This window comes from Klebsiella sp. X13 (assembly GCF_003323835.1).
GTDB classification, from domain to species: Bacteria; Pseudomonadota; Gammaproteobacteria; order Enterobacterales; family Enterobacteriaceae; genus Klebsiella; species Klebsiella ornithinolytica.
The window spans coordinates 5,359,622-5,372,097 of sequence record NZ_CP030874.1 but is presented as its reverse complement, the minus strand read 5'-3'; the positions used below and the strand labels follow the sequence as shown (position 1 = coordinate 5,372,097).

The following is a 12,476-nucleotide window of genomic DNA, read 5'->3' as shown; positions in this document are numbered from 1 at the left end:
TTGTGATCTCTTATTAGGATCGAACCTTTCTGTGGATAAGCCGGATCCGCGTTTTAAGATCAAATGCTTAAGAAGGATCACTATCTGTGAATGATCGGTGATCCTGTTCCGTATAAGCTGGGATCAAAATGAAGGGTTATACACAGGTCAAAAAGCAGCCACTGGTTATACGTTGGATAACTACCGGTTGATCAGAGCTTTTAACTGTAGTTATCCACAGAAGATCGGACGATCTTTACAAAACTTAGAGTAAATCTTTCCAGGATCCGACCCAAATCTCAGCCGGATCCTCCGGAATTTCATGTTCCAGGACATTTATCTTCAGCGTTTCGCCGATCTGTTGGGCACCACATGCCTTCAATGCGCTGTCGATTTTGTCGATGGCGCCGCAAAAGGTGTCGTATTCGCGGCTACCAATACCTACGGCGCCAAAACGAACGGCGGACAGGTCTGCCTGCTTTTCCTGAAGCGCTTCATAGAACGGCAGCAGATTATCAGGGATATCGCCCGCACCATGTGTCGAGGAGATAACTAACCAGATCCCTTCAGCCTGCAGATCCTCGATCAACGGACCGTGCTGGATTTCGGTGCTGTAGCCCGCCTCTTCCAGCTTTTCAGCCAGATGCTCCGCTACATATTCCGCACTGCCCAGGGTACTGCCGCTGATAAGCGTAATGTCTGCCATGATCGTCTGCTCAATTATTCAGAGTGGCACATTGTACGCTGTGTGAGAGCTGGGATCTACCTGTGGAAAATGTGGGATTAAAAAAGCCCGATCACGGGCGGATGGTCCGCATGATCGGGTTCTGCAGGGAGATCAGGGTCTCGGTGGACTGAATTTCATCGATTGTTTGGATCTTGTTGATAAGTACCTGCTGCAGGGCATCGATCGAGCGGCACATCACCTTAATAAAGATGCTGTAGTGCCCGGTGGTGTAGTAGGCCTCGGTAACCTCGTCGAGGCTTTCGAGTTTGGCCAGCGCGGAGGGATAGTCTTTGGCGCTTTTCAAAATGATGCCGATAAAGCAGCAGACGTCGTAACCGAGCTGTTTGGGGTTCACGTCGATACGGGCACCGGTGATGATGCCCGCCTGTTTCATCTTCTCCACACGAACATGAATCGTCCCCGGGCTGACGCCAAACTGTTTGGCCAGTTCAGCATAGGCGGTACGGGCATTGGCCATTAAGGCTTCCAGGATGCCGCGGTCCAGATTGTCGATCTGATAATTTTCCATAGGTTTTTCTTATGATGTTTGATGATTCTTTCTATATTAGCCATATATTTTAATGAATCAAAAGTGAACATGGCTTTTTGTTGTTTGATTATTGAATTTGTGGTCGTTTTTGTTGCTTAATCAATATCAACAGGACGCAGGAGTAATAAAAAATGAAAACCGCATACATCGCAAAACAACGCCAGATTAGTTTCGTTAAGTCTCACTTTTCCCGCCAGCTGGAAGAGAAGCTTGGTCTGATTGAAGTCCAGGCACCTATCTTAAGCCGCGTAGGAGACGGGACTCAGGACAACCTGTCTGGTTGCGAGAAAGCGGTTCAGGTGAAAGTGAAAACACTGCCAGACGCCCAGTTCGAAGTGGTTCATTCACTGGCGAAGTGGAAACGTCAAACCCTGGGACAACACGACTTCAGCGCGGGCGAAGGGCTGTACACGCACATGAAGGCCCTTCGCCCCGATGAAGACCGACTGACCGCCATTCACTCCGTTTACGTCGACCAGTGGGACTGGGAACGCGTGATGGGTGATGATGAACGTCATGTCGGCACATTAAAATCAACCGTAGAGGCTATCTACGCCGGGATCAAAGCGACCGAGGCCGCCGTATGTAAAGAGTTCGGCCTGACGCCGTTCCTGCCGGAACAGATTCAGTTTGTCCATAGCCAGACGCTGCTGAGCCGTTATCCGGATCTCGATGCCAAAGGCCGCGAGCGGGCGATTGCCAAAGAGCTGGGAGCCGTATTCCTGATAGGGATTGGCGGTAAGCTTTCTGATGGTCAGCGTCACGACGTTCGTGCGCCGGATTATGATGACTGGAGTACGTCGGTTGAGGAAGGCTTTAGCGGCCTGAACGGCGATATTCTGGTGTGGAACCCGGTGCTGGAAGACGCTTTCGAGCTCTCCTCTATGGGGATCCGCGTGGATGCCGAGGCCCTGAAGCGCCAGCTGGCGATCACCGGTGATGAGGATCGCCTGAAACTGGAGTGGCACCAGGCGCTGCTGCGCGGTGAAATGCCGCAGACTATTGGCGGCGGCATTGGTCAATCCCGTCTTACCATGCTGCTGCTGCAGCTGGATCATATCGGCCAGGTGCAGTGCGGCGTATGGCCGGCGCAGGTTCGTGAGAGCGTGACTTCGCTCCTTTAATTGCCCGGAGAGATCCGTTAACGCCGCCAGCGTCGCAGCAGGCGGCTACGTAACCCGGTATCAAAGCGCCAGATATGATCGAAGATGCGCATTATGCCGGGTTTGCCATGTACAGACATCGCCACCGCATGAAAGCGATGATGATGCTTGCGCTGTAGCTCCCCCACCTTATTGATCACCTCGTCCGGCAGCCGCTGGGCAATAAAATCGGAAATCACCACCGCATCGGCATCGACCCACTGCGGATTTTGCATTCGCTCAATGATCGAACGGAAACAGCTGGCTAAATCCGTACCGCCGCGAAAACGCTGGCTCAGGAAGCGGATCGCCTGCTCCAGACCCTGCGGGCCCGTCAGCTCGTAATGCACGACTTCACTGGAGAAAAGCATAATAAAGCAGCGGCGATTGTCCGCCAGCGCCACCCGCATTAATGCCAGGCAAAATGCCTTGGCGCACTGTTCGTTGAAACCGCCCATCGAGCCGGAAGTATCGACGCAGACGATAAACGGTCCGCGCGGCTGCTCGTCAACATCTTGTCGGGTCACCGGCCGCTCGGTGATTTTTTCCCGCCAGGCGTCGCCATGTAGCCGATAGGTCAGCAGCTGCTTTTCTACCAGCTTGCGATAGAACTCGAATTCCAGTTCAGTGATCCCCAGCGTCGCCAGCTCCGGCGGCAGCAGGCGCAGGATATCGTCGCTCTGTTGTAGGCCATCAACCTGTTCCGGTACCGTTGCCGGCTCACGCACCAGGCTGCGAAAGGCTTCCATCGGCGCATCCTTTTTCGGTACCGATTTGGCTTCCCGCGAGCGGCCTAACTGTTCAGCCAGCTGCATCAGCTCCGGCTGCTGGCTGAGAAAGTCACCGTAGCGAACGATCAGCTGATAGTCACCGCGCTTCAGCTCACCTGCGCTCATATCCCACAGCCGGCCCGCGGCGTTATCGTTTTCCACCAGCACCGGCTCCAGCTGCCCGCTCAGCGTCATCCTCTCCTGGACTTCGCTCAGCAGCTGATCGCGTTCTTCATCCAGTAGCTGCTGGTTGAGTGTGGTTGCCTGCACCACCAGACTCAGACGCCAGCGTTGTAAAAACAGGGTATGTAGTGCGGGCGTGAAGGTCGCATTGTCATCCACCAGCAGCTGCGCCTGGGCTGCAAACGGCGAGTGCAGCTGATGCAGCTGGCCAAGGATCTGCGGGAGCTGCACGATGAACTGCGAGGTGGAGAGCAGCTGCGATCGCTGATAGTGCTGTACTTCAATATCCAGCTCCGGCGGGATCGGCGTCTCTTTGAGTCGTGCTCTGACGGCTTGCCGCCAGCGTGGAATATCGGCGGCGATAATATTCTTCAGGCGCGGAAATTTTTCGAAGAACACGGCAAGCTGAGGAGAGGCCAGCAGCGCCAGCAGCATCTCCTCGATCATCCCCTCTTCGCTGACTGCCAGCATGACATTCAGCATATCCAGCGTCATGGCTGTCGCGCCTGTTTAATCTGCGTGCCGACGTCCTGCAGGCTGGCTTCAATACGTCCTAGCCAGTCACCGGGAATAAACAGACATTTTTGCTGTTCGCTAAAGCGGTTATGTTGCTGGTGCCACTCGTCATCCAGCGCTTCCAGCTGCTGGCGGATTTCTGCCGGCATGTTTTCTTGCGATTCGCTGCCGGGCAACGAAAGACGGGATCCTTGCAGGCTGACGTCGCGCACAACCAGATGCTGGCTGGCATCGACATCGATATTCAGCTGCTGGGCGAAACCAATGCCGTTAAGCTTGCCGCGGATTTCACCGCCTTTTTCCAGCCAGTGCGAAAGCTCTTCGCGGACGAAGGTAATATGAATCACTTCCATATCGTGCAGCTTAAGCGGCTGCTGGAGCAGCAGAGTCAGCGTGGTATCTTTGAGTTCAGACGGTAATTCATAATGCGGCTTACGGCTGAACATCCCGCCGAGGCGCGTGACCTTCAGCGCGGTTTTGTCGCTGTGCTGCTGTTGGATTTGGATGCGTCTTTGGGTTATGGCGCCCAGTTTGGTCAGCATTGCCTGCTGTTGCCAGGCATGGCTGGTCATCAAGGTTTCCAGCTGCTGTGACATCAGATTCATGCTTTCGATATCGTGCCACAGACAATCTTTCAGCAAAATCAGATCGATAGGAGCAATAGTATCCCGGCCGCTGAAGAAGGCGCTGGCCTGCAGCAGACGAATGGCCTTTTTCCAGCGCCGATCCGAGACATAAGGCGAACCCGGTAACGTATCCAGCTGCTGGCGGAGCTGGAAGATAAGCTCAAACACGCTATCCGGAAGCGTCACGGCGCTGATATCCTGCTGCCACTGCCGGAACTCTTCGTCGCTGACCTGCAGGCTGGCGGGGACCGGGTTGCTGTTTTCATCCTGCTGGCTTATCAGCATCGAGCGGAAGTTCGTTTTATCCTGAACCTTATCCAGCCATAAACGGATGAGCATACGGTCGTACAGCGCTTCAAGGCTGCTGTCCGCTTCCGGTAATTCGTTTGAGGCCGCCACCAGCAGGCGCATGGGGATTTTTTCTTCTTTCGCCCCGTTGCGGAAATGACGTTCGTTGATTGCCGTCAGTAAGGTGTTGAGGATCGCCGGCCCGGCTTTCCAGATTTCATCGAGGAAGACAATTTCGGCTTCCGGAAGATAGCCTGTCGTCAGGCGTTCGTAGCGTCCTTCATCCTTCAGCGCCTGGATGGAGAGTGGACCAAAAACCTCTTCCGGAGTGGAAAAGCGGGTCATCAGGTATTCAAAGGCGCGGGCTTGCTGAAAGGCAAATTTGAGGCGGCGGGCGATCAGGCTTTTAGCGATGCCCGGCGGACCGAGTAAAAAAACGCTTTCGCCGCTGAGTGCGGCAAGCAGGCAGAGTCGTATCGCGTGACTGCGTTCGAACAAACCTTTTTCGAGGGAGGCGCTGAGCCGGGAAATTCTTTCTGCCAGTAAATGTGATTGAGCCATAATTGAGTTGCGTGCTTTTTCATGTGTCGTTATTGATCCGAGTATAGATGTTTGATTAGGGATGGTAATAGCCTGAAGAATCGATTTATTTTCTTTGAGTCAGGTTAATATGATGTTCGTTAGGGGTACGATTCAGCAAATAATCGTGCATACTGTGCGCTTTTTGTGGGCCAAGGGACTAGGCACACATTTGTTTTATAAACGAAAAGACTAGTCTATGAGCACTGATAATAAGCAATCGTTGCCAGCAATAACGCTGGCGGCTATCGGCGTGGTATACGGAGATATCGGTACCAGTCCGCTGTATACACTTCGGGAATGTCTGTCTGGTCAGTTTGGGTTTGGCGTTGAACGTGATGCTGTTTTCGGCTTTCTGTCGCTAATATTCTGGCTATTGATCTTTACCGTATCACTCAAATATATCACCTTCGTCATGCGCGCAGATAACGCCGGTGAAGGGGGGATCCTGACGCTGATGTCGCTGGCGGGCCGCAATACGTCCGCGCGAATGACGTCGGTTCTGGTTATTCTTGGCCTGATCGGCGGCAGCTTCTTCTATGGCGAAGTGGTGATTACGCCGGCGATTTCGGTCATGTCGGCTATTGAAGGGCTGGAAATTATCGCCCCTAATCTGGATACCTGGATTGTCCCCATCTCCATTATCGTGCTGACGCTGCTGTTTGCTATCCAGAAGCACGGCACCAGTATGGTCGGCAAGCTGTTCGCGCCGATTATGCTGATTTGGTTCCTGCTGCTGGCGGTACTGGGCGCGCGCAGCATTATCGCCAACCCGGAAGTGCTGCAGGCGCTAAACCCTTACTGGGCGGTTCATTTCTTCCTTGAATATAAAACCGTCTCTTTTGTTGCGCTGGGCGCGGTGGTGCTGTCCATTACCGGTGTTGAAGCGCTGTATGCGGATATGGGGCACTTTGGCAAACTTCCGATTCGCCTGGCCTGGTTCTCGGTGGTACTGCCCTCGCTGGTGCTGAACTACTTCGGTCAGGGAGCGCTGCTGTTGCAGCACCCGGAGGCGATCAAAAACCCCTTCTTCCTGCTGGCCCCTGAATGGGCGCTGATTCCGATGCTGATCATTGCTGCGCTGGCGACGGTTATCGCCTCGCAGGCGGTAATTTCCGGCGTCTTCTCGCTGACTCGCCAGGCGGTTCGTCTGGGATATCTGTCGCCGATGCGGATTATTCACACCTCGGAAATGGAGTCCGGACAGATCTATATTCCGTTCATCAACTGGCTGCTGTATGTCTCGGTGGTGATCGTGATTATCAACTTCGAGCACTCTTCGAACCTGGCGGCGGCGTACGGGATCGCGGTAACGGGAACCATGGTGTTGACCACGATTCTCTTCACTACGGTCGCGCGTAAAAACTGGCGCTGGAATAAGTTCGTTGTCGCGCTGCTCCTTATCGCCTTTATGAGCATTGATTTTCCGCTGTTCTCGGCCAACCTCGATAAGATTGTTTCCGGCGGCTGGCTGCCGTTAACCCTGGGTCTGGTGATGTTCACCGTGATGACGACCTGGAAAAGCGAGCGTTTCCGTCTGCTGCGTCGGATGCATGAACACGGTAACTCTCTGGAAGCGATGATCTCTTCTCTGGAAAAATCACCGCCGGTTCGCGTGCCGGGGACTGCCGTATATATGTCCCGTGCGCTGAACGTGATTCCGTTTGCCCTGCTGCATAACCTGAAGCACAACAAGGTGCTGCATGAACGCGTGATTCTGCTGACGCTGCGTACTGAAGATGCGCCTTATGTGCATAACGTCCGCCGGGTGCAGATTGAGCAAATCTCACCGTCGTTCTGGCGCGTGGTGGCCAGCTACGGCTGGCGCGAAACGCCAAACGTGGAAGAGGTGTTCCACCGCTGCGGGCTGGAAGGCCTGAGCTGTCGGATGATGGAAACCTCCTTCTTTATGTCGCATGAATCGCTGATTATCGGCAAACGGCCATGGTATCTGCGTTTGCGCGGAAAACTGTACCTCCTGCTGCAGCGTAACGCCCTGAGGGCGCCGGACCAGTTTGAAATCCCGCCAAACCGGGTGATTGAACTCGGTACCCAGGTCGAAATCTGATGCTCTGAAGCCCTTCCACGTGAAGGGCTTTTTTTGGTTTTTTGCCCCGCTTCACTTTTCCTTCCCGGCGTTTGCGAAACGTTTCGATGGCGATCACATTTCTCTCTTCTGGTGATGGTTTTTCGCGCGTGTATTGACAATACTTGCGACAGCGAAACGTTTCGCTAATGGAGCAAAAGAGAAAAATGAAAAAAGGCACCGTACTTAACGCTGATATTTCTTCGGTTATCTCCCGCCTGGGTCATACCGATACGCTGGTGGTCTGCGATGCCGGTTTACCGGTTCCCCGCAGCAGCGCGCGCATCGATATGGCATTAACCCAGGGCGTTCCCTCATTTATGCAGGTTCTGGAGGTGGTGACGGCGGAAATGCAGGTTGAGGCGGCGATCCTGGCGGAAGAGATAAAAACTCATAATCCGCAGCTCCATGCGACGTTGCTCACTCACCTTGAGCTGCTGCAGCAACACCAGGGAAACACCATTGAAATTCGTTACACCAGTCATGAGCAGTTTAAAAAACAAACCGCAGATAGTCAGGCGGTGATTCGCAGCGGGGAGTGTTCCCCGTATGCGAACGTTATTCTCTGTGCCGGCGTGACGTTCTGAGGTCGCCGATATGGAAGCCTTATTGCAATTAAAAGGGATCGATAAAGCGTTCCCTGGCGTTAAGGCGCTCTCCGGCGCCTCGCTCAATGTCTATGCTGGCCGCGTGATGGCGCTGGTCGGCGAAAACGGTGCTGGCAAATCCACCATGATGAAGGTGCTGACCGGGATCTATACTCGCGATGCCGGCTCGCTGTTGTGGCTCGGCAAAGAGATCACCTTCAACGGACCGAAATCCTCCCAGGAAGCCGGTATCGGCATTATTCACCAGGAACTCAATCTGATCCCACAGCTGACGATCGCGGAAAACATTTTCCTCGGTCGTGAGTTCGTGAACCGGTTTGGCAAAATCGACTGGAAAACAATGTATGCCGAAGCCGACAAACTGCTGGCAAAGCTGAATTTACGCTTTAACAGCCAGAAGCTGGTGGGCGATCTGTCGATTGGCGATCAGCAGATGGTTGAAATCGCCAAGGTGCTGAGCTTTGAGTCGAAGGTCATCATTATGGATGAACCAACGGACGCATTGACCGATACCGAAACGGAATCTCTGTTCCGCGTCATCCGCGAGCTGAAAGCGCAGGGGCGCGGAATTGTCTATATCTCTCACCGTATGAAAGAGATCTTCGAGATTTGCGATGATGTGACGGTCTTTCGCGACGGGCAGTTTATCGCCGAGCGCGAGGTAGCCAGTCTGAATGAAGATCTGCTGATCGAAATGATGGTTGGCCGCAAGCTGGAAGATCAGTACCCGCACCTGGATAAAGCGCCCGGTACGGTTCGTCTGAAGGTGGACAATCTGTGCGGACCGGGCGTTGAAAATGTGACCTTTTCCCTTCGTCAGGGCGAAATTCTCGGCGTCGCCGGGCTGATGGGGGCCGGACGTACGGAGTTGATGAAGGTGCTGTACGGCGCGCTGCCGCGCACCAGCGGTTCCGTCACGCTCGACGGCCATGAAGTGGTGACCCGTTCCCCTCAGGATGGTCTGGCAAACGGGATTGTCTATATTTCCGAAGACCGCAAGCGCGATGGCTTAGTGCTCGGTATGTCGGTGAAAGAAAACATGTCGTTAACGGCACTGCGCTATTTCAGCCATGCTGGTGGCCGCCTGAAACACAAAGATGAGCAGCAGGCGGTGAGCGATTTTATCCGCCTGTTCAATGTGAAAACGCCGTCAATGGAACAGGCAATAGGTCTGCTCTCCGGCGGTAACCAGCAAAAAGTGGCCATCGCCCGCGGGCTGATGACGCGGCCGAAGGTGCTGATCCTTGATGAACCGACCCGCGGCGTGGACGTGGGGGCGAAGAAAGAGATCTATCAGCTGATCAACCAGTTTAAAGCCGATGGTCTGAGCATCATTCTGGTCTCTTCGGAGATGCCGGAAGTGCTGGGCATGAGCGATCGCATCATCGTGATGCATGAAGGGCATCTCGGCGGTGAGTTCACACGCGAGCAGGCCACCCAGGAAGTATTGATGGCTGCCGCTGTGGGCAAGCTTAACCGTGTGAATCAGGAGTAAAAAAGATGACAACCCAGGCTGTTACTGGTCGCCGCTATTTCACAAAAGCATGGCTGATGGAGCAAAAGTCGTTGATTGCCCTGCTGGTGCTGATAGCGATTGTTTCGACCATGAGCCCCAACTTTTTTACCGTTAATAACCTCTTCAATATTCTGCAGCAGACGTCGGTCAACGCCATTATGGCCGTCGGAATGACGCTGGTCATTCTGACCTCGGGGATCGACCTGTCCGTCGGCTCCCTGCTGGCGCTGACCGGCGCGGTTGCGGCATCGATTGTGGGGCTGGAGGTTAATGCGCTGGTGGCGATTGCCGCGGCGCTTGCTTTAGGCGCGGCAATTGGCGCAGTGACCGGCGTGATTGTGGCGAAAGGGCGTGTTCAGGCCTTTATCGCTACCCTGGTGATGATGTTGCTCCTGCGCGGGGTGACGATGGTCTACACCAACGGTAGTCCGGTGAACACCGGGTTTACTGATAACGCCGACCTGTTTGGCTGGTTTGGTATCGGGCGCCCGTTAGGGGTTCCGACGCCGGTGTGGATTATGGCAATCGTCTTTCTGGCGGCCTGGTACATGCTGCACCATACGCGGCTGGGTCGTTATATTTATGCGCTGGGCGGTAACGAGGCGGCAACCCGCTTATCCGGCATCAGCGTCAATAAAGTAAAAATCATCGTCTATTCGTTATGCGGCCTGCTGGCTTCGCTGGCGGGGATTATCGAAGTGGCGCGTCTCTCTTCCGCGCAGCCGACGGCGGGGACCGGCTATGAACTGGATGCTATCGCGGCGGTCGTGCTCGGCGGCACCAGTCTGGCGGGTGGTAAAGGCCGTATTGTCGGTACCTTGATTGGTGCGTTGATCCTTGGCTTCCTGAACAACGGTTTGAATCTATTAGGCGTTTCATCCTATTACCAGATGATCGTGAAAGCGGTGGTAATTTTGCTGGCGGTGCTGGTAGACAACAAAAAGCAGTAACTAAGAACTCTACAGGACATCTTAACTATGAATATGAAAAAACTGGCGACCCTGGTCTCTGCTGTGGCTCTCAGCGCAACCGTCAGCGCCAACGCGATGGCCAAAGACACTATCGCCCTGGTGATCTCTACTCTGAATAACCCGTTCTTTGTTTCTCTGAAAGATGGGGCGCAGAAAGAAGCTGACAAACTGGGTTACAACCTTGTCGTACTGGATTCGCAGAACAACCCGGCGAAAGAGCTGGCGAACGTGCAGGATTTAACGGTACGTGGCGCGAAGCTGCTGCTGATTAACCCTACCGATTCTGATGCAGTAGGTAACGCCGTGAAGATGGCTAACCAGGCGAAGATCCCGGTGATTACCCTCGACCGTCAGGCTTCGAAAGGCGACGTCGTCAGCCATATCGCGTCTGATAACGTGCTGGGCGGTAAGATGGCCGGCGACTACATTGCGAAGAAAGCCGGTGAAGGCGCGAAAGTGATTGAACTGCAGGGTATTGCAGGGACCTCCGCAGCTCGTGAACGTGGTGAGGGCTTTAAGCAGGCCGTTGCCGCGCACAAATTCAATGTGTTGGCCAGCCAGCCGGCGGACTTCGACCGAACCAAAGGTCTGAACGTCATGCAGAACCTGCTGACCGCCCATCCTGATGTGAAAGCGGTGTTTGCGCAGAACGATGAAATGGCGCTGGGTGCGCTGCGCGCATTACAAACGGCAGGCAAATCCGATGTGATGGTGGTTGGATTTGACGGTACTCCGGATGGCGAAAAAGCCGTAAATAGTGGCAAACTGGCAGCGACCATCGCTCAGTTGCCAGAGCAGATCGGCGTGAAAGGCGTGGAGACTGCTGATAAAGTGCTGAAGGGTGAGAAAGTGGATGCCAGCTATCCGGTTGAGCTGAAGCTGGTCATTAAGCAGTAATATGCGATTCGGCTCGGAAACGATCCGAGGGACAATATAAAAAAGAAAAGCAGGGCATGCGCCACCGGAGTCCGGTGGCGCGCTTTCCCGGGAACAGAAATAATGAAAACCGCAGGCAAACTTGTCGTCCTTGGCAGCATCAATGCCGATCACATTCTTAACCTTGAATCTTTCCCGACGCCGGGCGAAACCGTCACCGGTCATCATTATCAGGTGGCTTTCGGCGGTAAAGGGGCTAACCAGGCCGTCGCCGCCGGGCGAAGCGGCGCGGATATTGCGTTTATTGCCTGTACCGGTGATGACGATATCGGCGAACGCGTTCGCCGCCAGCTGGAGCGCGATCGTATCGATGTTGCGCCGGTGCGTGCGGTCAACGCTCAATCGACCGGCGTGGCGCTGATTTTTGTTAACGCCGAAGGTGAGAATGTCATCGGTATTCATGCCGGAGCTAACGCCGCGCTCTCTGTCGAGCAGGTTGAGGCGGAAAAAGCGCGTATTGCGGGTGCTCAGGCGCTGCTGATGCAGCTGGAGTCACCGCTGGAAAGCGTGCTGGCGGCGGCAAAAATCGCCCATCAGCATCAGACCACCGTTGTGCTCAACCCGGCACCGGCGCGCCACCTGCCAGATGAGTTGCTTTCGCTGATAGATATTATTACGCCTAACGAAACCGAAGCAGAGAAGCTGACCGGCATCCGCGTTGAAAACGATGACGATGCGGCTAAAGCTGCCCGTGTGTTGCATGAAAAAGGCATTGGTATCGTGATGATTACGCTTGGCAGCCGGGGCGTATGGGTCAGCCATGACGGTCAAGGCCGTCGGGTTCCCGGTTTTAAAGTTCAGGCCGTCGATACCATTGCCGCTGGCGATACCTTTAATGGCGCCTTTGTGACGGCCTTACTGGAAGGAACCGCGCTGGACGAAGCGATCCGTTTTGCCCATGCCGCGGCAGCGATTGCCGTTACCCGCAAAGGCGCACAGCCTTCCGTACCATGGCGCGAAGAAATCGACGAGTTTTTACGTCAACAGGGGTAACGTTTG

11 protein-coding genes are annotated in these 12,476 nt (G+C 54.5%); 7 read left to right on the top strand and 4 right to left on the bottom strand.

Going from position 1 to position 12,476, the window contains the following annotated elements; all coding sequences use genetic code 11:
* Nucleotides 1-244 precede the first annotated feature (244 nt).
* Together mioC and asnC are read right to left on the bottom strand one after the other, a co-directional pair.
* Nucleotides 245-685 (bottom strand): FMN-binding protein MioC, encoded by a 441-nt coding sequence (gene mioC, locus DSD31_RS25660; RefSeq protein ID WP_004869231.1) that lies wholly within the window; start codon nt 683-685, stop codon nt 245-247.
* 91 nt (nt 686-776) lie between these two features.
* On the bottom strand, nt 777-1,235 hold the full coding sequence (gene asnC, locus DSD31_RS25655) for a transcriptional regulator AsnC (protein ID WP_004869233.1): 459 nt from the start codon (nt 1,233-1,235) through the stop codon (nt 777-779).
* Between the two features lie 152 nt (nt 1,236-1,387).
* On the opposite strand from asnC, the gene asnA reads away from it, so the two are divergent.
* A complete protein-coding gene (gene asnA, locus DSD31_RS25650; protein WP_004869235.1) occupies nt 1,388-2,380 on the top strand; it encodes an aspartate--ammonia ligase in 993 nt (330 codons plus the stop codon).
* Nucleotides 2,381-2,397: 17 nt separating this feature from the next.
* Here the strand turns inward: asnA and viaA are convergent, their stop codons facing one another.
* Together viaA and ravA are read right to left on the bottom strand one after the other, a co-directional pair.
* Entirely contained in the window at nt 2,398-3,846 is a 1,449-nt protein-coding gene (gene viaA / locus DSD31_RS25645) for an ATPase RavA stimulator ViaA (RefSeq protein WP_004869237.1), read from the bottom strand.
* Nucleotides 3,843-5,342, bottom strand: a complete 1,500-nt coding sequence (gene ravA, locus DSD31_RS25640; protein ID WP_113991372.1) for an ATPase RavA — start codon at nt 5,340-5,342, stop codon at nt 3,843-3,845. Before ravA ends, viaA begins: the two co-directional genes overlap by 4 nt.
* A 217-nt stretch (nt 5,343-5,559) precedes the next feature.
* On the opposite strand from ravA, the gene kup reads away from it, so the two are divergent.
* The 6 genes from kup (at nt 5,560) to rbsK (ending at nt 12,470) form a co-directional block, all read left to right on the top strand.
* Nucleotides 5,560-7,428 (top strand): low affinity potassium transporter Kup, encoded by a 1,869-nt coding sequence (kup, locus tag DSD31_RS25635; RefSeq protein ID WP_004869240.1) that lies wholly within the window; start codon nt 5,560-5,562, stop codon nt 7,426-7,428.
* Nucleotides 7,429-7,613: 185 nt separating this feature from the next.
* Nucleotides 7,614-8,033: a D-ribose pyranase gene (rbsD, locus tag DSD31_RS25630; protein ID WP_004869242.1), complete on the top strand. Its 420-nt coding sequence runs from the start codon at nt 7,614-7,616 to the stop codon at nt 8,031-8,033.
* A gap of 10 nt (nt 8,034-8,043) precedes the next feature.
* Nucleotides 8,044-9,549: a ribose ABC transporter ATP-binding protein RbsA gene (rbsA, locus tag DSD31_RS25625; protein WP_004869243.1), complete on the top strand. Its 1,506-nt coding sequence runs from the start codon at nt 8,044-8,046 to the stop codon at nt 9,547-9,549.
* 5 nt (nt 9,550-9,554) lie between these two features.
* Nucleotides 9,555-10,520, top strand: coding sequence for a ribose ABC transporter permease (gene rbsC, locus DSD31_RS25620; RefSeq protein WP_004869245.1), 966 nt, complete (start codon nt 9,555-9,557; stop codon nt 10,518-10,520).
* A 27-nt stretch (nt 10,521-10,547) separates the two neighbouring features.
* Nucleotides 10,548-11,438 (top strand): ribose ABC transporter substrate-binding protein RbsB, encoded by an 891-nt coding sequence (gene rbsB, locus DSD31_RS25615; RefSeq protein WP_099144753.1) that lies wholly within the window; start codon nt 10,548-10,550, stop codon nt 11,436-11,438.
* A 102-nt stretch (nt 11,439-11,540) separates the two neighbouring features.
* A complete protein-coding gene (gene rbsK / locus DSD31_RS25610; protein WP_086817487.1) occupies nt 11,541-12,470 on the top strand; it encodes a ribokinase in 930 nt (309 codons plus the stop codon).
* Nucleotides 12,471-12,476 lie beyond the last annotated feature (6 nt).